Below are 22530 nucleotides of genomic sequence, written 5' to 3'. Positions count from 1 at the left end.
GGGCAGGGACGCCCCGTCGCGGCGGCCCGCGGAGTAATACCGGAGAGAGGGCACACCGAGCCTAGGCGAGGTGCCGAGTGGTGGGGCAAGAGCGTTTTGCTTACTTTTGCGCTTTTCAAAAGTGAGCCGCTGTAAGAGCGGAACCAATATCAGCCGTTACCTAAATAACGGATATGCCCTCGGTGTCCAGAAGCCCAGAAGCCCACCACATTGGCGTATCCTTACCCACCACCCCCAAGGCCCAACCAAAAAAATGCTGGAGATTTCCAACAACGTGCACCTCCCCGACGCCGAGATCGAGTTGACGGCCATCCGCGCCCAAGGCGCCGGCGGTCAAAACGTCAACAAAGTCTCCAGCGCCGTGCACCTGCGTTTCGACATCCCGGCCTCGTCCCTGCCTGATTTCTACAAGGAACGCCTGCTGGCCCTGCGCGACAGCCGCATCACCAGCGAAGGCGTGCTGATCCTCAAGGCCCAGCAATACCGAACCCAGGAACAGAACCGCGCCGACGCCCTCGAGCGTTTGGTCGAGCTGATCCAGAGCGCCACCAAGGTCGAAAAGAAACGCCGCCCGACCAAACCCACCCTGGGCTCAAAAAAGCGCCGCCTCGAATCCAAGACCAAACGCGGCAGCATCAAGGCCGGCCGCGGCAAGGTCGACTTCTAGCTCGCCTGCCGCTCTTCGCGATACTTCGGCGCCTGCCGGTACAGGTACAGGCTCAACAGCAACCCGCCAAACGCCGCGATCGCCGCAAACAGGAAGATCGAGGCAAACCCGAACCCCGCCGCAATCGCCCCAGCCAACGGCCCGGTGATCCCCAGCGACAAGTCGATAAACAGCGAGTACGCCCCCACCGCCGCACCCCGGCTCGAAGCGGGTACCAGGTTGACGGCCTCCACCCCCAACGCTGGAAACACCAGGGAAAACCCAAACCCGCTCAACGCCGCACCCGCCAATGCCAAATGAGGATCCGGCGCCAGCCACAGCAGCAGCAGGCCCAGGGTCTCTACCGACAAACAGGCAATCGCCACGCGAAACCCGCCAATCCGGTTGATCAAATTCCCGAACAACAACCGCGCCCCGATAAAGCTGGCACCGAACAGGCTCAGGCACAGTACGGCGTTATCCCAGTGCTGGGTCGCGTAATACAAGGTGATGAAGGTGGCGATGGTGCCAAACCCGATCGAGCCCAGCGCCAGCCCGCAACCGTGGGGCAGCACGCGCCCCAGCACATGCATGAACGGCAGGCGCTCGCCCACCACGATCGGCGCGGCGACTTTCGGCCAGGCCAGCACCAGGCCCAGCACTGCCAGCAGGATGATGCTGACGCCCATGCTCCACAGCCCGAAATGACTCACCAGCAACACCCCCAGCGGCGCGCCGATGGCCAGGGCGCCATAGCTGGCGATGCCGTTCCAGGAGATGACCTTGGCGGTGTTCGCCGCGCCCACCCGGCCAATGCCCCAGCCGATGGAGCCGGAGCCCACCAGGCTTTCGGCGCTGCCCAGCACCAGGCGGCCGATCAGCAGGCTGGTGAGGCTCAACGCCGGCAGGTGCGATAACCACGCCGAGAGCAACATGAACACGCCGCTCAACCCGCAACCCGCCAGGCCGTACATGACGGCGCGCTTGCTGCCGCGGTTATCGATGATGCGCCCGGCATAGGGCCGGCTCAGCAGGGTGGCCAGGTATTGCACGCTGATCACCAGGCCCGCGATCACGGCGCCAAAGCCCAGGTCGCTGTGCACATAGCCCGGCAATACGGCCAGGGGAATGCCGATATTCAGGTAGCCGATGAAGGTGAATAGAACGATGGAAACGACTTGCAGCGTGACCGCCATGGGGCGCTGGGTATCTGGCATGGGAGAGGTCCACTGTCGCAGCAGGAAAAGATAGGCTGCTTATGATACCGATGCTGGGCGCGCGCGGGGGCAGCAAACCAAATTTTTAGCGATCGGCGGGGTTGAGCAGTTGCGTGGTGACCAGCGCGGCGAGGGCGTTTTCCTGGGTGCCGAAGCGCTTGAGCAGGAGTGCCTGTTTTTCCGGGGTGAGGCGGTTCCACACCTCGACCATCTGCAGGGCAGTGTCGAGCACGGCGGTATCGGGGGTGGTGTCGGTCATGGCAGGGCTCACGGTGTTCAGGCGGTGTGGAAAGCGCGCAATGTCACGCTTTCCACACGGTCTGGGTACGGCACTCAGTCTGCGCTTTTGCGGTCGACCGGTTTTGCCTCTTTTGGCTCGGGCTTGCTGGCACCGGCCTGTTGCGGGGTTGGCTGCTCAGTTTCGCGCAGGCTTGGGAAGGGGAGATTAGGGATTTCGTGCATCGTCGTCGCTCCTCGCAAGATCTGTTTTATCAATCGCAGGTGATTCCGCGCTTTCAAAAAGCTTGTGCAGGATACAGCACTGTAAATGACAGAAAGATTTTATCTCCAAAAATGAACACCTCTTCATTCCCCCCGCGCAAGTGACATGGCGCCACACAGGTTCCATTGTCGTCGTACAACATCGCCTCTAACGGATTGACATCGTGGCATGGACTGAATATAACGCTAATAGTTGTATGACGACATATGACGTTACAGTTTTATAGCGCCCGTAATACGGATGCGCTCGGTCGCAGAACGTACGCCTCAAATCTAAAAATAATTAAGGTGAAGCGATGAAAATCAAAGGCATCCGTTGGTGGATGGTCGGGCTGATGACGGTCGGCCTGATTATTAACTACCTGGCCCGCAACACGCTCTCCGTCGCAGCCCCCACGCTGATGACCGACCTGAGCATCTCCACTGAGCAGTATTCCCACATCGTGGTTGCCTGGCAGGTGTGCTACGCCTTGATGCAGCCGATCGCCGGTTATGTGATCGACGCCATCGGCACCAAGATGGGCTTTGCGATCTTTGCCATTTCCTGGTCGGTGGTGTGCGCGCTGGCCGCGTTTGCCACCGGTTGGCAGAGCCTGGCGGTGGCCCGTGGCGCGCTGGGGCTGACGGAGTCGGCGGGCTTCCCCGGCGGCGTCAAGGCGATTACCGAGTGGTTCCCGGCCAAGGAGCGCTCCGTCGCCATCGGCTGGTTCAACTTTGGTTCGTCGTTTGGGGCCTTGCTGGCGCCGCCGCTGGTGGTCTGGGCGATTTTGCACAGCGGCTGGCAGTTGGCGTTCCTGATTGTCGGTGGCATCGGCCTGGTGTGGAGCGGGTTGTGGCTGCTGTTGTACAAACACCCGCGTGACCAGCGCCTGCTGGCCCAGGCCGAGCGTGAGTACATCGAAGCCGGCCAGGAGACTCACCTGAAGGACGGCGTGCAGAAGAAAGCCAGCTGGAAGCGCATTCTCAAGAGCCGCAACTTTTTCGCCATCGCCTCGGCGCGCATGCTCTCGGAACCGGCCTGGCAGACCTTCAACGCCTGGATTCCGCTGTACCTGATGACCGAGCGGCACATGAACATCAAGGAAATGGCGCTGTTCGCCTGGCTGCCGTTCCTTGCCGCCGACATCGGCTGCGTGCTGGGTGGTTACCTGAGCCCGCTGTTCCATCGCTACTTCAAGGTCTCGCTGTTCAACTCGCGCAAGCTGGTGATGCTGTTCGGTTGCCTGTGCATGATCGGCCCGGCGTGTATCGGCCTGGTGGACAGTGCCTACACCGCGATTGCCTTGCTGTGCGTCGGCGGGTTCGCCCACCAGACCTTGTCGGGGGCGCTGTTTTCCATTGCCTCGGACTCATTTGGCAAGAACGACGTGGCCACCGCCACCGGTGGCGGGCAGATGTGCGGGTTTATCGGGGCCGCGGCGTTTACCGCGGTGTTCGGGGTGCTGGTGACCAAGGTTGGCTACAGCCCGCTGTTTGTGGTGCTGGCGATCTTCGACATCATCGCCGCCATCGTCATCCTGACCGTTGCCCGGGAGATTGTTAAAGGCCCGGAGCCGACGGTCCAAGCCGGTCATGGCGGCAAGCTGCTGCCGGTTTAACCCTGGCGTTCCATCGCCGCCTTGTAGAGCGAATTCTTCGGCTGGGCAAACACCCGCGCCAGCATTGGTTCGAAGAAGCTCAGCGGCAGGGTGTCGTAGGCCGGATCGAACGCTGCCGCATCGTACTTCGCGCAGAACTCGATGGTTTGCCGGTACTGCGGATGGTCGCCAAATTGCTCGCGCAGGTGGCGGTCCATCCCCAGGTGATGGAAGAAGTAGTAGCCCTGGAAGATCCCGTGCTTTTCCACCATCCACAGGTTCTCGGGGCTCACAAACGGCTTGAGGATCGCGGCGGCGATGTCCGGGTGGTTGTACGAGCCCAGGGTGTCGCCGATGTCATGGAGCAGGGCGCACACCACATATTCTTCATCGCGCCCGTCGTGCCAGGCACGGCTGGCGGTTTGCAGCGAATGGGTCAGGCGGTCTACCGGGAAACCACCGAAGTCGCCCTCCAGCAACCGCAGATGCGCGAGGATCCGGCCGGGCAATTGCCGGGCGTAGGCGCTGAAATCCTTGGCGATGATCGCCCAGTCTTCCTGGGTGCCATCCTGCATATGGGTGAAACGGGCCTGCTGGTTCATCAAAGCCTCTCTTATTGTTCTTGAAGCGCCGGGCTAGAACGGCACTTTGCCCAGGATCATGTCGCGGTACATCACAAAATCCCCCAACAGGCTGTAGAGCGGATGCTGGAAAGTCGCCGGGCGATTCTTTTCAAAGAAGAAATGGCCAATCCAGGCAAAGCTGTAGCCCGCCACCGGCAGTGCCAGCAGCAGCCACCAGGCGCCTTTGCCAATCGCGAGGGCGAGGATGAAGATCACAAGGCTGGTGCCGATAAAGTGCAGACGACGGCAGGTGCTGTTGCCGTGCTCACTCAGGTAATACGGGTAGAAATCAGCGAAGCTATTGAATTGCCTGACATTTTCCACGGTGATCGGCCCTCTGGTTATTGTTCTGCCCGACAGATGTTCGGCGGGGAGCTTATTTGAGTCTAGAGTCATCAGTGGTAACAGCCAGTGACAATAGATGCCACTTTAGTATCCTTCGGATTCCTGGCTGTCGTTTCAGCCTTCCTTGTTAAGAAAACGCCATGAGCGAACGAACGACTTCTGCAAGCTGGGCGATGGGGATAGTCAAGGCGCTGGAGATGGACGGCCTGGATTGCCGTGCCTTGTTCAAGCAGCTCGGCCTGGATTACGCCGCGCTGAACGACCCCGATGCGCGTTTCCCCCAGGACTCCATGACCCGGCTCTGGCAGCGCGCGGTAGAGCTGTCGGGCAACCCGGCGATTGGCCTGAACATGGGCAAAGTGGTACGCCCGGCGTCGTTTCATGTGGCCGGCTACGCCTTGATGTCCAGTAACACCCTGGCCGAAGGCTTTATGCGGCTGGTGCGTTATCAGCGGATCATTGCTGAAAGTGCCGACCTGAGTTTCCGACTGTTACCCGAAGGTTATGCACTGATTCTGACGGTGCACGGCGATCACCTGCCGCCCACCCGGCAAAGTGCCGAAGCGTCTCTGGCCAGCGCCCTGGCGTTATGCGGCTGGCTGACCGGGCGTACGTTGCAGCCGCGCAAGGTGCTGGTGCAGGGCGATCAACCGGCGGACCTGGCACCCTATAAACAAGCCTTTCATGCACCGCTGGTGTTCAACGCACCCTATGACGCGCTGATCTTCGAGCGGGCGGACATGGAAGCGCCGTTGCCCACGGCGAACGAGGCGATGGCGTTGCTGCATGATCGTTTTGCCGGGGAGTACCTGGCGCGGTTTTCCGAAAGCCGGGTGACCCACAAGGCGCGCCAGGTGTTGTGCCGGTTGCTGCCCCAGGGCGAGCCCAAGCGCGAGGTGGTTGCGCAGACGCTGCACCTGTCCCAGCGCACCTTGCAGCGTCGTTTGCAGGAGGAGGGCACCAGTTTCCAGACACTTTTGGACGACACCCGCCGCGAACTGGCCGAGCAATACCTGGCGCAGCCGAGCATGACCCTGCTGGAAATTGCCTACCTGTTGGGGTTTGCCGACCCGAGCAACTTCTTCCGGGCGTTCCGCCGCTGGTTCGATGCCACGCCCGGCGAGTACCGGGCGCGGTTGCAGGCGCTGCCGGTCAGTGACGCCAAAACGCCGGAATACACAGCACAAACACCGTAATGATTTCCAGCCGGCCCAGCAGCATGCCCAGGGACAGGATCCACTTGGCGGCGTCCGGCAGGGTGGAGAAGTTACCGGCCGGGCCGATGGTTTCCCCCAGGCCCGGGCCGACGCCGGACACGGTACTGGCGGCGCCGGTCAGCGCGGTCATCCAGTCCAGGCCCAGCAACGACAGGGCCAGGGCGATGGCGCAGATGGTGATGGCGAAGAAAAACGAGAAGGTCAGGATCGACCGCACGATTTCTTCATCGAGGCGATGACCGTTGTACTTCTGCTTGATCACCGCCCGTGGGTGAATCAGCTGGTTCAGGTTTGCCTTGAGCAGGATGTAAGCCACCTGGAACCGGAAGATCTTGATGCCGCCGGCGGTGGAGCCGGAGCAACCGCCGACAAAGCCCAGATAAAAGAACAGCATCAGCGAGAAATTGCCCCAGATGCTGTAGTCCCCCAGCGCAAAGCCGGTGGTGGTCACCACCGAGGTGACGTTCACTGCCACGTGGCGCAGCGCGTCCAGCCAAGGCAGGTCAGTGGTCCACCAATACCAGGTGCCGAGCACCAGCCAGGTCACCAGCAGCAAGCCGAGCAAGCCTTGCACCTGCTGGTCCTTGATCAGCGCCCGGCGGTTGCCACGCATCGTGGCCACATACAGGGTGAACGGCAGGCTGCCCATGATCATCACCACCACCGCCACCCAGTGCACCGCCGGCTGTTTCCAGTGGGCCAGGGACTCATCGGAGGTAGAAAACCCGCCGGTGGAAATCGCCGACATCGCATGGTTGATCGCATCAAACAGGCCCATCCCGGCCCACCAGAACGCCAGGCTGCCGAGGATGGTGATGCCCACGTACGCCGCCACGATCAGGCGCGCCACCATGTGCGAGCGGGGCATGACCTTTTCCGAGCGGTCGGAGGATTCGGTCTGGAACAGGCGCATGCCGCCGATGCGCAGCAGCGGCAGGATCGCCACCGCCATGCCGATAAAGCCGATGCCACCCAGCCAGTGCAGCAGCGAGCGCCACATCAGGATGCCGGGCGACATGCTGTCCAGGCCGCTGAGCACCGTGGAGCCAGTGGCGGTGATGCCGGACATGCTTTCAAAGAACGAATCGGTGTAGCTGATGTGCTGGGTCAGCAGGAAGGGCAGTGCGGCAAAGATGCACACCACGACCCAGCTGGAGACCGTCAGCAAGTACATGTCCCGCGGGCGCAGGTGCACGTGTTCCGGGCGGCCGGGGATGACCAGGGCCAAGCCTGCCAGAAAGGTGATCAGGCTGGCCCAGAGAAATGAGGGCAGGTCTTGGGTGCGTTCGAAAATCACCAAGGTGGCCATTGGCACCACCATGGCGATCGCGAGGGTGATCAGGAAGATGCCGATAATGAAACCGATTATCCGTAAGGTCGGCAACGCCATGAGGTCCGCTCGGTGTGACAGGGAAAGGCGCCATTCTACCTGCGGTGCAGGGCAAGTAAACCGGGGGGCGATGATCCTGTGGCGAGGGAGCTTGCTCCCGTTGGACTGCGAAGCAGTCCCCAAACCTGCCGAGGCGTTTTTCTGGAAACGTGCGGTGGCTTCACTGGGGCCGCTGCGCGGCCCAACGGGAGCAAGCTCCCTCGCCACAGGTAATGTGTTCGGCTTAAAGCGGTTTGGGAGGCACAAAAAAGGCGACCCGAAGGTCGCCTCTTTCAACTCGGCAGTGATCAGAACTCGTGATCAGCGTTATCCGGGTTCAAGTCGCTGATGCCCAGCTTGCCAGCGGCCTGTTCGATCGAACCGGTCTGCTTCACCAGCGCGGCGATTGCATCACGCACGATCTGGTTGCCTTTATCGTTGCCGGCTGCGATCAACTGGTCGTAGTGCTCACCGTTGTTGGCGTGATCCACCATGACCTGGATCTTCGCTTCGGTCGACGCCAGGTCGGCCTTCAGTGTCGCATCGGCGGTCGGGTCCACCTTGGCCACCAGGGACGACAGGCTGGCGCCGGTCATTTTGGTGCCGTCGACGCGGGTGTACTCGCCCAGGTAAACGTTACGAATACCCTTGGCGTCATAGAAGTGCGAGTTGTGGGTGTTGTCGCTGAAGCAATCCTGTTCGTCTTCCGGCGAGTTGGCTTCCAGGGAAACCTTCATACGCTCACCGGCCAGTTCGCCCAGGGACAGGCTGCCCATGCCGAACAGCATTTTGCGCAGGCCATCGGTCGGCGCCTCGGCTTCCAGCGTGGCGCGGTAATTGTCTTCGACGTTGGGCTTCCAGTTGCCGACCATTTCTTCCAGGTCGCTGACCAACAGTTGGGTCACGGCGCGCAGGTAGGTACGGCGACGCTCGTTGTTACCGCCAGTCGCGCCATCACCGGTCATGTAGTCCGACGCCGGGCGGTTGCCGGCGCCCGGGCCGGTGCCGTTCAGGTCCTGGCCCCAGAGCAGGAATTCGATCGCGTGGTAGCCGGTGGCAACGTTGGCCTCGGAACCGCCCAGCTCATTCAGGCTGGCGAGTTTTTCCGGGGTGATTTCTTTCACATCGACCTTGTCTTCGCCTACTTGAATCTCGGTGTTGGCGATGATGTTGGCGGTCGCGCCCGGGTTGCCCAGAGCGTGCTCGTAGGTCTTGTCGACGTAGTCGATCAGGCCTTCGTCCAGGGGCCAGGCGTTCACCTGGCCTTCCCAGTCGTCAATGATCGTGTTGCCGAAACGGAACACTTCACTCTGCAGGTACGGCACACGGGACGCGATCCAGGCGGTACGGGCCGCTTTCAGGGTGTCGTCGTTCGGGTTGGCGAGGAAGGTGTCGATCGCGGTTTGCAGGGTTTTCGCGGTGGACTCGGCATCGCTGTACACCGCGAACACCATGTCAGCGTAATGCGCGACCACAGCCTTGGCGGCGGCCTCGTCAACCTGGCCCGCCGGGGCAGCCGCGGGGGCGGTAGTGCTGGCGGCGGCCGGGGCTTGAGGTGCGGAGGCCTTGTCTTTGCCTTCACCGCAACCGGCGAGGGAAATGGCAATGGCGAGAAGGCTGGCGGTGGCCAGGGGCATACGAATCATGGCGAACATCCTGCTTCGGTTGTTGATGGGGCACGCGGGGGGCGCGCAAAACTGCGACATAATGCGAAAGATTTGCATTTTGTGTAAAGGGTTATAAGTAGGAAATATTTAGTATCGATTTGCTGGCCGGCGGTGCGCGGGCTACCGCTGGCCAGCATGGCTTCAGAGAATGGCGGCGCTATTGCGCCTGGCCTGTTTCAGGTAGGCCACCAACTCCCGTGCCGGCAGGGGTTTGCTGTAGTGGTAACCCTGACCTTCGTGGCAGCCCTCGGAGATGATGTAGGCCTCCTGTTCGGCGGTCTCCACGCCTTCGGCGATCACCTGCATGCCGAGGCTTTTGCCGAGCTGGATGATCGCCCGCACGATGGTGGCATCGTCGTCGTCATCCAACAGGTCCTGGACGAAGCTCTTGTCGATCTTGATCTTGTCCAGCGGCAGGCTTTTCAGGTAGCTCAGGGACGAATAGCCGGTGCCGAAGTCATCAATGGCGATCAACGCCCCGGAGCGGCGCAGGCTCAGCAGGTGCTGGGCGGCGGTGCTGATGTCTTCCATCAGGCCGGTTTCGGTGACTTCCAGCTCCAGGCTGCGGGGCGGCAGGCGGTAGATTTGCAGCAGGTTATTGACCACCCGCGGCAGTTCGGCGTGGTGCAACTGCACCGTCGACAGGTTGACCGCCATGCGCAGCTCGGTGAATCCCAGGTCGTGCCATTCCCGTAGTTGTCGGCAGGCCTGGTCCAGTACCCATTCGCCGATGGCAATGATGGTGCCGTTCTGTTCCGCCAGGGGGATAAACAGGTCGGGCGGCACCAGGCCGTGTTCCGGGTGCTGCCAGCGAATCAAGGCTTCCACACCCACCACGCGGTGGTCGAGATAGCTGATCTGCGGCTGGTACACCAGGTAGAACTGTTCGCGGCTCAAGGCATCGCGCAAATCTTTTTCCAGCTCGCGGCGGCGGCGCATTTCGCTGTCGACGCTGGCGATATAGAACTGGTAGCGGTTGCGCGAGCGGCTCTTGGCCAGGGTCATGGTCTGTTCGGCTTTTTGCAGCAGCTTCTCGGTGCTGTCACCGTCTTCCGGGAACAGGGTAATGCCGATGGTGGCGCGCAGGCGGATCTGTTCGTGATCGAGGGCAAACTCCGCTTCCAGGTCATCGAGGATGCTTTGTGCCAGCTCGGCAGCTTCATAAGGCTGCTCGATATCGGCCTGCACCAGGGCGAACTGGTCGCCACCCAGGCGGGCGAGGGCACCCAGGCGCCCGCTGTGGGCGCGCAGGCGGTCGGCCAGGGCCAACAGCAACTGGTCGCCAGCCTGGTAGGTGAACTGCTCGTTGACGCTTTTGAAGTCATCCAGCCCCACACACAACACCGCGACCCTGCGCTGCCGGCGGCCGGCATCGATCAGAATCTTGTCCAGTTGCTCCTGCAGCTTCTGGCGGTTCGGCAGGCCGGTGAGAAAGTCGTATTGGGCCATGCGCAGCAGGCTGTTTTCCGCCTCATGGCGCAAATGCGTGTTGCGCTCGATGGATTCGAGCAACTGGTTGGCGGTGTTGATCCAGATCCCCAGTTCGTTTTTCTCGTGGCCCTTGAGTTGCGGGATCTTGTGCTCGCTGGGCCGGTCGGGGTTGATCGAACTCAGGTGCTCGATGATCCGCGACAGCGGCTTGGTCAGCAGCCAGTGATAGACCAGGTACAACACCAGGCCCATGGCCAGCGCCCGGAGCACACCGGAGATAAAAATGATCACTGAGCTGACGAGAAACCCTTTGCCATAGGTGGCGGTGTCGAGGGTGATGCTCAGGTCGCCGTAGTACTCGCTGTAAGGCCCGCGCCCCACCAGCGGCGTGGTGAAAGTGCGCTCCTGGCCCAGAATCAGGTCGGTGAGCCAGCGGGTGGGGGATTGTTGCAGGTCGCGGGTTTTTTCCGCGAGCATGGTTTCGTTGGGGTGGCCGATGGAAGCCATGCGCACCGCATCGTCCTGGAACAGGCCTTCGATGACCTGCATGCCCATTTCCCGGTCCAGGCTGTAGACGGCCTGGGTGGACGGGTCGCGAAACATGTCGAGGATGCGCTGGGCATCGCCGGCCACGGCCTGGCGCGTCTTGTAGGCATCAAAGACGATCTGCGCCGCGCTCAGTACCACGCCCACGGCCAATGCCGAAAGCAGTACCACCCGTAGCAACTTCACCGACAAGCTGTTTTTGAGTTCCAGCTTCAAAGGGTTATTCCTTGTTCCATGCGGGTAGCCTCAATATGCCATGAGTATTGGCAATCCCGTGATGGCAGTCAAAGGGACATTACGGCTTGTGGTGGTTTGGGTCGGGCGGGGGAATAGCGAGGCGGCTCAATCCAGCGGGCGATGGAGGTAAATACGCTGGTTTTTTTCGCTTCCCTGGATGCCAGGGAAGCGAATGCTGCGGTTCTTACGAGGTTGTTACCGGGTTCGAGTTGTCTTTCGAGCTGTTTGCCATGGATTGTGCAAGGGACATTCCCGCGTCCACAGCCATTCCTACGCCTGTCTTCACGGCGTCTATTACCACCGGGGCGGCGGCTGCGATTATCGGTGCCGCTAATGCTGCTGCACCTGCTCCTGCGATTGCCATAGGTAAACTCTCCGACATCAATAAGAGGGAAATTCCTCCTGCCACCTGCGTGGTTATTTCTTGTCATCGAGTTCCATTGGTCTTCGCCGGTTGTTGCTGTTATGTCGCGCCCACAAAAAAGCCCGGCAATCGCCGGGCTCTTTCTACTGCAAGCGGTACTTAAGCGGTGAAGGTTTTGCCTTCGAACTGCTCAGCCACGAACTTCCAGTTGACCAGGTTCCAGAACGCTTCCACATACTTTGGACGCACGTTGCGGTAGTCGATGTAGTAAGCGTGTTCCCAGACGTCGCAGGTCAGCAGCGGGGTGTCGCCGCTGGTCAGCGGGTTGCCGGCGCCGATGGTGCTGGCCAGTGCCAGGGAACCGTCAGCCTTTTTCACCAGCCAGCCCCAACCGGAACCGAAGGTGCCGACGGACGTCTTGGTGAACTCTTCCTTGAACTTGTCGAACGAACCGAAGGCTGCGTTGATTGCCTCAGCCAGTGCGCCGGTAGGTTGGCCGCCAGCGTTTGGCGCCAGGCAGTTCCAGTAGAAGGTGTGGTTCCAGACCTGAGCGGCGTTGTTGAAGATGCCGCCCGAAGAAGACTTGACGATTTCTTCCAGGGTCTTGCCTTCGAACTCGGTGCCAGGCACCAGGTTGTTCAGGTTCACGACATAGGTGTTGTGGTGCTTGTCGTGGTGATACTCCAAGGTTTCCTTGGAAATGTGCGGCTGCAGGGCATCGTGTGCGTAGGGCAGCGGCGGCAATTCGAAAGCCATGATGATTCTCCTAATCAGGTCAGTTGCGGTGAGCGCAAGGCCGATCACGGGCGGCCAAACAAGCGCCGGGGAGTTTGTACTCTTTGCGGCGCAGGGGCTGGATCATAGCACCGGGGGTGCGGCAAAACCACGCAACAACTGTGTGGGATAGAGGTTCCAGAGCGTTTTGGAATATCTACGCTGCACTGATTAATTGATAGGCCACGCTGAACATCATGGCGGCTACCAGCAGGTCCAGAATCCGCCAGGTGGCGGGGCGCGCAAGCCACGGTGCCAGCCATGCGGCGCCGAGGGCCAGGGTCATGAACCACAGCAGTGACGCGCTGGCGGCACCGGCTACGTAAGCGCCCGGTTCGGTCTGCTGGGCACCGAGGGAGCCGATCAGCAGGACCGTGTCCAGATACACGTGGGGGTTGAGCAGGGTCACCGCCAGGGCGCTGAGCATCACGGCCTTCAGCGAGCGCACCTTGAGGTTCTCGCCCTGGCCCAGGCTCTGTCTCGAGCAGGCCCGGCGCAGGGCGAGGGTGCCGTACCACAACAGGAACGCTGCACCGCCCCAACGGGCAACCGCCAGCAGTATCGGGTTATGCGCCAGCACGGTCGCCAGGCCGAACACACCAGCGGCCACCAGGATCGCGTCGCACACTACGCACAATGCCGCCACGGGCAGGTGATGTTCACGGCGCAGGCTTTGTGCCAAAACAAAGGCGTTCTGGGTGCCGATGGCCATGATCAAACCAAAGGCCACCAGCAGGCCATTCATATAGCTTTGCCACATAGGATTTACTCCGCGCCCGCCGCCAATTGCCGCAACACCGTCATGGCGCGCTCGGCATCGGCGCGGCCGACAAACAGGTGATCGTGGTAGTAGCCGGCAATCACGTTGCAACTGATGCCGGCCTTGCCCAGGGCCGTGGCGAACGCGGCAGTCAGGCCCACGGCCTCCAGGGCCGAATGCACGTTGAGGGTGATCCACGCCGCCACGTACTCGAACGCCAGCCCGGCCTGTTCGGCCTGCTGGCGTTCGACGATCAGCGTCAGGCCTTCCTGCTCGCGGAAGCTGCCGATCACCTCGCATCCTTCGGGGATGCGGCTGTCGGCCAGGGTGCAGAACACGTAGTCGCCGTCGTTGAGCTGTGGGCTCATGCTGCGCAGCAGGGTTGCCAGGGCGGTTTCGCCAGCCATGTGGGAGATCCTTGAATAAGAAGAAGCGATGCTGGCTATTCTCCGGTGCAAGGCTGTATAAGAAAAACCAATATTGCTGATCGCTCATTAGGAAAACTGATGTTCGACTATAAATTGCTTTCCGCCCTGGCGGCGGTGGTGGAACAGGCCGGCTTTGAGCGGGGCGCCCAAGTGCTGGGAATCTCCCAATCGGCCATTTCCCAGCGCATCAAGCTGCTGGAAGCACGCGTCGGCCAACCAGTGCTGGTCCGTGCCACGCCGCCGACGCCCACCGAAATCGGCCGCCGCCTGCTCAACCACGTGCAACAAGTGCGGCTGCTGGAGCGCGACCTGCAAAGCCAGGTGCCCGCGCTGGATGAAGAGGGCATGCCCGAGCGCCTGCGTATCGCCTTGAATGCCGACAGCCTGGCCACCTGGTGGGCCGAGGCGGTGAGCGACTTCTGCGCCGAGCAGCACCTGCTGCTGGACCTAGTGGTAGAAGACCAGACCGTGGGCCTCAAACGCATGCGCGCCGGCGAGGTGGCGGCCTGCATCTGCGCCAGCGAACGCCCGGTGGCCGGCGCCCGCAGCCTGTTGCTCGGTGCCATGCGTTACCGGGCGCTGGCCAGCCCGGCTTTTGTTGCACGGCACTTTCCCGAGGGCGTACGCGCCGATCAACTGGCCCGTACGCCGGCGCTGGTGTTCGGCCCGGATGATTTCCTGCAGCATCGCTACCTGGCGTCCCTGGGCGTGGACGGTGGTTTCGAACACCATTTATGCCCATCGTCCGAAGGCTTTATCCGCCTGACGGAAGCCGGATTGGGCTGGGGCCTGGTGCCTGAATTACAGGTGCGCGATCAATTGGAAAGGGGCGTGCTGGTTGAGTTATTGCCAGATAAGCCGATCGATGTGCCGCTGTACTGGCATCATTGGCGCAGTGGTGGACAATTGCTGGGCTTGTTGACGGACCATCTGGCGCAAACAACGGGGCAATGGTTGGTGCCGTTGGAGTGATGGCCAGCGTCAAGGCAACAGCGATGAAAAACGAAAGAATGCGGAGTAAGTCATGAAAATTCTGGTCACCGGCGCAAGCGGCTTCATTGGCGGGCGTTTTGCGCGTTTCGCCCTGGAGCAGGGCCTGGACGTGCGGGTCAACGGGCGGCGGGCCGAAGGTGTGGAGCACCTGGTGCGGCGCGGCGCCGAGTTTATCCAGGGTGATTTGAATGATCCGGACCTGGTGCGCGAGTTGTGCCGCGACGTCGAGGCCGTGGTGCATTGCGCCGGGGCCGTGGGGCTGTGGGGGCGTTACCAGGATTTCCATCAGGGCAATGTGCTGGTCACCGAGAACGTGGTGGAAGCCTGCCTGAAGCAGCGGGTCGGGCGCCTGGTGCACCTGTCGTCACCCTCGATCTATTTCGATGGCCGCGACCACCTGGGGCTGACTGAAGAGCAAGTGCCCAAGCGCTTCAAGCATCCGTACGCGGCCACCAAATACCTGGCGGAACAAAAGGTGTTCGGTGCCCAGGAATTCGGCCTCGAAGTGCTGGCCCTGCGCCCGCGCTTTGTCACGGGCGCCGGTGACATGAGCATCTTCCCGCGCCTGTTGAAAATGCAGCGCAAGAACCGCCTGGCGATCGTCGGCGATGGCCTGAACAAGGTCGATTTCACCAGCGTGCACAACCTCAATGAAGCCCTGCTCAGCGGTTTGCTGGCGACGGGCTCGGCGCTGGGCAAGGCCTATAACATCAGCAACGGCACCCCGGTGCCGGTGTGGGATGTGGTGAACTACGTGATGCGCCAGATGGACATGCCCCAGGTCACGCGTTACCGGTCCTACGGCCTGTCCTACAGTGTTGCGGCGCTGAACGAAGCCTTCTGTGCCCTGTGGCCAGGGCGTCCGGAACCCGCCTTGTCACGGCTGGGCATGCAGGTAATGAACAAAGATTTCACCCTCGACATCACCCGCGCACGGCATTATCTCGACTACCAGCCCAAGGTCAGCCTGTGGGCGGCCCTCGACGAGTTTTGCAGTTGGTGGAAAGCCCAGGACGTGGGGCTTAAATAACCGGCAACACACCGGGAACCGAATTTGCGACCCAGGGTCGATCAGTGCGGCAGGCCGGGGTTTATACTCCGGCGCTTGGCTATCCATATGCCACCTCAAAGGTTTGAAGGTTGATTCATGCGTAACGATGCTAACGACGACTTTGACAATGTTCCCAGCCTGCGGGCTGATACCTCGGACGACGATGATTTCGAGCCTTCACCGGCCACGTCCGTGCGCTCCCGGCCAGCGCCGGTAGTCAAGGTCAAGAGCGCCAGTACCGGGCCATTGTGGGCATTGGTCGGCGCGCTGCTGTTCGCCTTCGCAGGCCTTGCCTGGTGGAGCTTCCAGCAGATTTCCCTGATGGGCCAGCAACTGGTGGCGACCCAGGAAAGCTTCGCACGCATCAGTGAGGAAGCAGCGGGGCGCCTGCAGGACATTTCCGGCAAGGTGGTGGCCAGCGAGGCCAGTGTGAACAACGGCAGTGAGGCCCTGAAACTGCAGATCAAGCAGCTGGAAACCCAGTTGCTGGAGCAGGGCAAGCAGCAGCTGGGTGTGGCCGGCCAGGCGACTGACCTCGATAAACGCCTTGAGCAGATGACCGCCAGCACCACCCAACTGGCCGGCGCCAATGCGCAATTGCAAGGCCAGGTCCAGGCGTTGACGGACGCCGTGGCAACCCTCAAGTCCCGGGACACTGAGTTCAAGGAGCTTTCCGCCGACGTCGCCGCGCTGAAAAAGCAGGGCAACCCTGCGGCCGCGATTGCCCGCCTGGAGCAGGACCTCGTGGTGCTCAAGAGCGAACAGGACAGCCGTCCGGCCGCCTCCGACGGCCCGTCCACCAAGGAGTTCGACGTGTTCCGCATCCAGACCACGCGCAACGTCACCACCTTGCAGAGCCAGGTGCAGAACCTGCAGCAGCAGATCAACCAGCCGAAGCCGTAAGCCCGTCCTGTAGGAGCAAGCTTGCTCGCGAAGGTCGTTAACGATGACGTGTTTATTCTGAATAAACGGGTTGTTTTGGCGTGCTACGCGAGCAAGCTCGGCTCCACACAGGAAGAGGCACAATCAATGTCACCATCCGGTGACATTTCCCACCTCCTTCGTTACTTGCCCTCGCCCCGCCCTTGTTTAGACTCCGGGCATCCCGCACATAATAAAAAGGGCTGATCATGACCACGCAACCACTGCCTGCCAGTAGTTGGCTTAACGCACCTGCCCATCACGCCTGGCTTGCCACTGAAGGCCAGCGCCTGCTGTCATTCGCCAAGGCTTCCAGGCTGCCTGAAGGCTTCGGCAACCTCGACGACCGCGGCGTCTTGCCGCCCGATGCCGTCGCCGAAACCATGAACACTGCCCGCATGACCCACAGCTTCGCCATGGCCCACGGCCTCGGTTTGCCCGGTTACGCCGAGCTGGTGGAGCACGGGGTTGCCGCGCTCAGCGGCCCGTTGCGCGATGCCCGGCACGGCGGCTGGTTCGCCAAGCCGAATGCCTGCGATGGCAACACCGGCAAGGCCGCCTACCTGCACGCCTTTGTGGCCCTGGCGGCCAGCTCGGCGGTAGTGGCCGGCGCTCCCGGCGCGCAAACCTTACTCAACGACGCCACTCACATCATCGACCAGTACTTCTGGAGCGAAGAGGAGGGCGCGATGCTCGAATCCTTTGCCCAGGACTGGAGCGGCCTGGAAGCCTATCGCGGTGCCAACAGCAATATGCACGCCACCGAGGCGTTCCTGGCCCTGGCCGATGTCACCGGCGAAACCCGCTGGCTGGACCGGGCACTGCGCATCGTCGAGCGAATTATTCACACCCATGCGGCGGAAAACCGGGACATGGTGATCGAGCATTTCGACAGCCACTGGCAACCCCTGCGCGGTTACAACGAAGACAACCCGGCCGATGGCTTTCGCCCTTACGGGATCACCCCCGGCCACGGCTTCGAATGGGCGCGGCTGGTATTGCACCTTGAGGCCGCGCGCCTGGACGCCGGCCTCGTCACCCCTGACTGGTTGTTGACCGACGCCAAGGGCCTGTTCGCCAGCGCCTGCGAATATGCCTGGGCCGTCGACGGCGCGCCCGGCATTGTCTACACCCTCGACTGGAGCCAGCGCCCAGTGGTGCGCGAGCGCCTGCACTGGACCCATTGCGAAGCCAGCGCCGCTGCCCAGGCGCTGCTCAAACGCACGGGAGAACTGCATTACGAAACCTGGTACCGGCGCTTCTGGGAGTTCTGTGAAAGCCATTTCATCGACCGAACCCACGGCAGCTGGCACCACGAACTGAGCCCGAAAAACCAGCCCAGCAGCAAGATCTGGGGTGGCAAGCCGGACCTCTATCATGCCTGGCAGTCTGTATTGCTGCCGGGTCTACCCTTGTCACCCAGCATGGCCAGTGCCGTGGCCGCCGGGCGTTATGTCACCAAGTGGTGACATTTTGGCGTCCCTTTGTTACCTGCACCTGAAAAATCCCTGTTTAAACTCGTTTGCAGCGCAAGCACCGACTTGCATGCATAACAACAAGAAAAAAGGTACTCAGATGAAAGCGATCAGTCGCCTCGCCGTAGCTATTTCCGTTGCCTCGTTGTTTCCCCTCAGTGCATTTGCCGCCGACTCGAAAGGGACGGTTGAAGTTGTGCATTGGTGGACCTCGGGTGGCGAGAAAGCGGCAGTAGATGTCCTGAAGGCCCAAGTTGAAAAAGACGGTTTCACCTGGAAAGACGGTGCCGTCGCCGGCGGTGGCGGTTCCACTGCCATGACCGTGCTGAAAAGCCGCGCCGTTGCTGGCAACCCGCCAGGCATGGCCCAGATCAAAGGCCCCGACATCCAGGAATGGGCGTCCACCGGGCTGCTCGACACCGACGTCCTGAAGGCTCCCGCCAAAGAAGAAAAGTGGGACTCCCTGCTGGACAAGAAAGTCTCCGACACCGTGAAGTACGACGGTGATTACGTGGCCGTGCCGGTGAACATCCACCGCGTCAACTGGCTGTGGATCAACCCGGAAGTCTTCAAAAAAGCCGGTATCACCAAAAACCCGACCACCCTCGAAGAGTTCTACGCCGCTGGCGACAAGCTGAAAAAAGCCGGCTTCATTGCGCTCGCCCACGGTGGCCAGCCTTGGCAGGACAGCACCGTTTTCGAAGCGGTCGTGCTCTCGGTCATGGGGGCTGATGGTTACAAGAAAGCCCTGGTGGACCTGGACGAAAAAGCCCTGACCGGCCCTGAAATGATCAAGTCCCTGACCGAGCTGAAAAAAGTCGCGACCTACATGGACGCCGACGGCAAAGGCCAGGACTGGAACCTGGAAGCCGCCAAAGTCATCAACGGCAAGGCCGGCATGCAGATCATGGGTGACTGGGCCAAGAGTGAATGGACCGCCGCCAAGAAAGTCGCCGGCAAAGACTACGAGTGCGTAGCCTTCCCGGGCACCGACAAGGCGTTCACCTACAACATCGACTCCCTCGCCGTGTTCAAGCAGAAAGACAAAGGCACTGCTGCCGGCCAGCAGGACATCGCCAAGGTCGTACTGAGCGAAAACTTCCAGAAAGTCTTCAGCATCAACAAGGGCTCGATCCCGGTTCGTATCGACATGTTGCAAGACATGGGCAAATACGGCTTCGACTCCTGCGCCCAGACCGCCGCCAAGGACTTCCTGGCGGATGCCAAGACTGGCGGCCTGCAGCCAAGCATGGCCCACAACATGGCAACCACGCTGGCGGTACAAGGCGCGTTCTTTGATGTTGTGACCAACTACATCAACGACCCGAAAGCAGACCCTGCTGATACCGCGAAGAAACTGTACAACGCGATCAAGTCTGCCAAGTAACGGTTAGTACTGAATGGCCTTGCGGGGGGACCCCTAACCCCCGCAAGGCATGTTCCTGTAGTCCTTTTTCCCTGTACTGGATTTTCCCATGAGTTCTGTTGCTGTGTTCAGCAAAGCCTCGCCGTTCGATGCACTGCAGCGCTGGCTACCCAAACTGGTGCTGGCGCCGAGCATGTTCATCGTTCTGGTGGGCTTCTATGGCTACATCCTGTGGACGTTCGTGCTGTCGTTCACTAACTCGACTTTCCTGCCGACCTACAAGTTCGTGGGCCTGGCTCAATATGCGCGCTTGTTCGACAACGACCGCTGGTGGGTCGCGAGCAAGAACCTGGCGGTGTTCGGTGGCATGTTCATCGGTATCACCCTGGTGATCGGCGTGACCCTGGCGATTTTCCTCGACCAGAAAATCCGCCGCGAAGGCTTTATCCGCACCATTTACCTGTACCCGATGGCGCTCTCGATGATCGTCACCGGTACCGCCTGGAAATGGCTGCTCAACCCGGGCATGGGCCTGGACAAATTGCTGCGTGACTGGGGCTGGGAAGGCTTTCGCCTCGACTGGCTGATCGACCCGGACCGTGTGGTGTATTGCCTGGTGATCGCTGCTGTATGGCAAGCCTCGGGCTTCATCATGGCGATGTTCCTCGCCGGCCTGCGCGGTGTTGATCAGTCGATCATCCGTGCCGCGCAGATCGACGGTGCAAGCATGCCGCGCATCTACTGGAAAGTGGTGCTGCCAAGCCTGCGTCCGGTGTTCTTCAGTGCGGTGATGATCCTGGCGCACATCGCGATCAAGAGCTTCGACCTGGTGGCGGCGATGACCGCAGGCGGTCCGGGTTACTCTTCCGACCTGCCAGCGATGTTCATGTACTCGTTCACCTTCAGCCGCGGCCAGATGGGCATGGGCTCGGCCAGTGCGATTCTGATGCTCGGTGCGATTCTCGCAATCATCGTGCCTTACCTGTACTCCGAGCTAAGGACCAAGCGTAATGACTAGTCTTGTCGGCAAACCTGCCATCAGCCTGAGCCGCATCGCGATCTACGCGGTGCTGATCCTCGCTGTACTGCTGTACCTGGTGCCGTTGGTGGTCATGTTGCTCACCAGCTTCAAGACCCCGGAAGACATCAGCACCGGCAACCTGCTGAGCTGGCCCACCGTGGTCACCGGCATCGGCTGGGTGAAAGCCTGGGCCACGGTTGACGGTTACTTCTGGAACTCGATCAAGATCACCGTTCCGGCCGTACTGATCTCCACCGCCATCGGTGCGTTGAACGGCTACGTGCTGTCGATGTGGCGCTTTCGCGGTTCGCAGTTGTTCTTCGGCCTGTTGCTGTTCGGCTGCTTCCTGCCGTTCCAGACCGTGCTGCTGCCTGCCTCGTTCACCCTCGGCAAGATGGGCCTGGCCAGCACCACCACGGGCCTGGTGTTCGTGCACATCGTCTATGGACTGGCGTTTACTACACTGTTCTTCCGTAACTACTACGTCAGCATTCCCGATGCACTGGTGAAAGCGGCACGCCTGGATGGCGCGGGGTTCTTCACGATCTTCCGCCTGATCATCCTGCCGATGTCGACACCGATCATCATGGTGTGCCTGATCTGGCAGTTCACGCAGATCTGGAACGACTTCCTGTTCGGCGTGGTGTTCTCCAGCGGTGACTCGCAGCCCATCACGGTGGCGCTGAACAACCTGGTCAACACCAGCACCGGGGTCAAGGAATATAACGTTGATATGGCGGCGGCGATGATCGCCGGGCTGCCGACCCTGCTGGTCTATGTGGTCGCAGGCAAGTATTTCGTGCGCGGCCTGACGGCCGGCGCGGTCAAGGGGTAATCATGGCAACGCTTGAACTTCGTAACGTAAACAAGACCTACGGTGCCGGCCTGCCGGACACCCTGAAGAACATCGAACTGTCGATCAAGGAAGGTGAGTTCCTGATCCTGGTCGGGCCTTCGGGTTGCGGCAAATCGACCCTGATGAACTGCATCGCCGGCCTGGAAAACATCACTGGCGGCGCGATCATGATCGGCGACCAGGACGTCAGCGGCATGAGCCCCAAGGATCGTGACATCGCGATGGTGTTCCAGTCCTACGCGCTGTACCCGACCATGAGCGTGCGCGAGAATATCGAGTTCGGCCTGAAGATTCGCAAAATGCCCCAGGCGGCCATCGACGAAGAAGTGGCGCGGGTGGCCAAGCTGCTGCAGATCGAGCACCTGCTCAATCGCAAGCCGGGCCAGCTTTCCGGCGGCCAGCAACAGCGTGTGGCCATGGGCCGTGCACTGGCGCGTCGCCCGAAGATCTACCTGTTCGACGAACCACTGTCCAACCTCGACGCCAAGCTGCGGGTCGAGATGCGTACCGAAATGAAGTTGATGCACCAGCGTCTGAAAACCACCACTGTCTACGTCACCCACGATCAGATCGAAGCGATGACCCTGGGCGACAAAGTGGCGGTGATGAAGGACGGCATCATCCAACAGTTCGGTACGCCGAAAGAAATCTACAACGACCCGGCCAACCTATTTGTGGCCAGCTTTATCGGTTCGCCGCCGATGAACTTCATTCCACTGCGCCTGCAACGCAAGGACGGCCGCCTGGTGGCGTTGCTGGACAGCGGCCAGGCCCGTTGTGAATTGCCGTTGAACATGAGCGATGCAGGCCTTGAAGACCGCGAAGTGATCCTGGGCCTGCGCCCGGAGCAGATCGTGCTGGCCGCCGCCGAAGCTACCGGCGCACCGACCATTCGGGCCGAGGTGCAAGTCACCGAGCCGACGGGGCCGGACACTCTGGTGTTCGTGCAAATCAATGACACCAAGGTCTGCTGCCGCCTTGCGCCTGATGTGGCGCCACAGGTGGGCGAGACCCTGACCTTGCAGTTCGATCCGGCCAAGGTGTTGCTGTTCGACGCCAAGACCGGTGAGCGTTTGGGCACTGCCGCTTCGTTGCCCGCACAGGACCGTGCCGACAACGTCGCTCAATTCAAGGGACGTTGAATG

Annotated in this window: 21 protein-coding genes; 11 read left to right on the top strand and 10 right to left on the bottom strand. The window is 61.2% G+C overall.

The window, feature by feature from the left end; all coding sequences use genetic code 11:
• Positions 1-253: 253 nt before the first annotated feature.
• Entirely contained in the window at positions 254-667 is a 414-nt protein-coding gene (gene arfB / locus V3W39_RS13180) for an alternative ribosome rescue aminoacyl-tRNA hydrolase ArfB (RefSeq protein WP_177048942.1), read from the top strand.
• On the opposite strand, the gene V3W39_RS13175 is transcribed toward arfB, so the two are convergent.
• Together V3W39_RS13175 and V3W39_RS13170 are read right to left on the bottom strand one after the other, a co-directional pair.
• A complete protein-coding gene (locus V3W39_RS13175; protein ID WP_177048943.1) occupies positions 664-1863 on the bottom strand; it encodes an MFS transporter in 1200 nt (399 codons plus the stop codon). The genes arfB and V3W39_RS13175 overlap by 4 nt on opposite strands.
• Before the next feature lie 85 nt (positions 1864-1948).
• On the bottom strand, positions 1949-2122 hold the full coding sequence (locus tag V3W39_RS13170; protein ID WP_177048944.1) for a hypothetical protein: 174 nt from the start codon (positions 2120-2122) through the stop codon (positions 1949-1951).
• A gap of 565 nt (positions 2123-2687) precedes the next feature.
• On the opposite strand from V3W39_RS13170, the gene V3W39_RS13165 reads away from it, so the two are divergent.
• Positions 2688-3962, top strand: a complete 1275-nt coding sequence (locus V3W39_RS13165) for an MFS transporter (protein WP_177048962.1) — start codon at positions 2688-2690, stop codon at positions 3960-3962.
• Here V3W39_RS13165 and V3W39_RS13160 read toward each other — a convergent pair.
• Both V3W39_RS13160 and V3W39_RS13155 read right to left on the bottom strand, forming a co-directional pair.
• Entirely contained in the window at positions 3959-4543 is a 585-nt protein-coding gene (locus tag V3W39_RS13160) for an HD domain-containing protein (RefSeq protein ID WP_177048946.1), read from the bottom strand. The two genes, V3W39_RS13165 and V3W39_RS13160, sit on opposite strands and share 4 nt — an antisense overlap.
• Positions 4544-4576: 33 nt before the next feature.
• Entirely contained in the window at positions 4577-4888 is a 312-nt protein-coding gene (locus V3W39_RS13155; RefSeq protein WP_177048947.1) for a DUF962 domain-containing protein, read from the bottom strand.
• A gap of 161 nt (positions 4889-5049) precedes the next feature.
• On the opposite strand from V3W39_RS13155, the gene V3W39_RS13150 reads away from it, so the two are divergent.
• A complete protein-coding gene (locus tag V3W39_RS13150; RefSeq protein ID WP_330212735.1) occupies positions 5050-6105 on the top strand; it encodes an AraC family transcriptional regulator in 1056 nt (351 codons plus the stop codon).
• On the opposite strand, the gene V3W39_RS13145 is transcribed toward V3W39_RS13150, so the two are convergent.
• From V3W39_RS13145 to V3W39_RS13120, 6 genes are all read right to left on the bottom strand, one after another.
• Positions 6062-7516: a TrkH family potassium uptake protein gene (locus tag V3W39_RS13145; protein ID WP_330212734.1), complete on the bottom strand. Its 1455-nt coding sequence runs from the start codon at positions 7514-7516 to the stop codon at positions 6062-6064. The genes V3W39_RS13150 and V3W39_RS13145 overlap by 44 nt on opposite strands.
• A 287-nt stretch (positions 7517-7803) precedes the next feature.
• Positions 7804-9141 (bottom strand): imelysin family protein, encoded by a 1338-nt coding sequence (locus V3W39_RS13140; protein ID WP_330212733.1) that lies wholly within the window; start codon positions 9139-9141, stop codon positions 7804-7806.
• A 162-nt stretch (positions 9142-9303) separates the two neighbouring features.
• On the bottom strand, positions 9304-11355 hold the full coding sequence (locus tag V3W39_RS13135) for a putative bifunctional diguanylate cyclase/phosphodiesterase (RefSeq protein WP_177048950.1): 2052 nt from the start codon (positions 11353-11355) through the stop codon (positions 9304-9306).
• Between the two features lie 544 nt (positions 11356-11899).
• Complete coding sequence (locus tag V3W39_RS13130) at positions 11900-12496, bottom strand: superoxide dismutase (RefSeq protein ID WP_003212997.1); 597 nt, start codon at positions 12494-12496, stop codon at positions 11900-11902.
• 175 nt (positions 12497-12671) lie between these two features.
• Positions 12672-13274 (bottom strand): LysE/ArgO family amino acid transporter, encoded by a 603-nt coding sequence (locus V3W39_RS13125; protein ID WP_177048951.1) that lies wholly within the window; start codon positions 13272-13274, stop codon positions 12672-12674.
• A 5-nt stretch (positions 13275-13279) separates the two neighbouring features.
• Complete coding sequence (locus tag V3W39_RS13120; RefSeq protein ID WP_177079439.1) at positions 13280-13681, bottom strand: ACT domain-containing protein; 402 nt, start codon at positions 13679-13681, stop codon at positions 13280-13282.
• A gap of 99 nt (positions 13682-13780) precedes the next feature.
• On the opposite strand from V3W39_RS13120, the gene V3W39_RS13115 reads away from it, so the two are divergent.
• From V3W39_RS13115 to V3W39_RS13080, 8 genes are all read left to right on the top strand, one after another.
• Positions 13781-14674 carry a LysR family transcriptional regulator ArgP gene (locus tag V3W39_RS13115; protein WP_177116177.1) on the top strand — a complete coding sequence of 298 codons (894 nt, stop codon included), beginning with the start codon at positions 13781-13783 and terminating at the stop codon, positions 14672-14674.
• A 52-nt stretch (positions 14675-14726) separates the two neighbouring features.
• A complete protein-coding gene (locus tag V3W39_RS13110) occupies positions 14727-15725 on the top strand; it encodes an NAD-dependent epimerase/dehydratase family protein (protein WP_177048954.1) in 999 nt (332 codons plus the stop codon).
• 117 nt (positions 15726-15842) lie between these two features.
• On the top strand, positions 15843-16649 hold the full coding sequence (locus V3W39_RS13105) for an ATPase (RefSeq protein WP_177048955.1): 807 nt from the start codon (positions 15843-15845) through the stop codon (positions 16647-16649).
• Positions 16650-16876: 227 nt separating this feature from the next.
• Entirely contained in the window at positions 16877-18136 is a 1260-nt protein-coding gene (locus V3W39_RS13100; RefSeq protein ID WP_177079441.1) for a D-mannose isomerase, read from the top strand.
• Between the two features lie 106 nt (positions 18137-18242).
• Positions 18243-19529 (top strand): ABC transporter substrate-binding protein, encoded by a 1287-nt coding sequence (locus V3W39_RS13095; RefSeq protein WP_177116178.1) that lies wholly within the window; start codon positions 18243-18245, stop codon positions 19527-19529.
• Between the two features lie 88 nt (positions 19530-19617).
• Positions 19618-20526, top strand: a complete 909-nt coding sequence (locus V3W39_RS13090) for a carbohydrate ABC transporter permease (RefSeq protein ID WP_010169866.1) — start codon at positions 19618-19620, stop codon at positions 20524-20526.
• Positions 20519-21364 carry a carbohydrate ABC transporter permease gene (locus V3W39_RS13085; RefSeq protein WP_177048958.1) on the top strand — a complete coding sequence of 282 codons (846 nt, stop codon included), beginning with the start codon at positions 20519-20521 and terminating at the stop codon, positions 21362-21364. The genes V3W39_RS13090 and V3W39_RS13085 overlap by 8 nt, the downstream gene beginning before the upstream one ends.
• Positions 21365-21366: 2 nt before the next feature.
• Complete coding sequence (locus tag V3W39_RS13080) at positions 21367-22527, top strand: ABC transporter ATP-binding protein (protein ID WP_177048959.1); 1161 nt, start codon at positions 21367-21369, stop codon at positions 22525-22527.
• Positions 22528-22530: the final 3 nt, after the last annotated feature.

Origin of the sequence: Pseudomonas sp. Z18(2022), from assembly GCF_036346535.1 — a bacterium.
GTDB lineage: Bacteria > Pseudomonadota > Gammaproteobacteria > Pseudomonadales > Pseudomonadaceae > Aquipseudomonas > Aquipseudomonas yamanorum_A.
The sequence above is the reverse complement of the archived record's forward strand: the minus strand, read 5'-3'. Positions and strand labels throughout refer to the sequence as shown.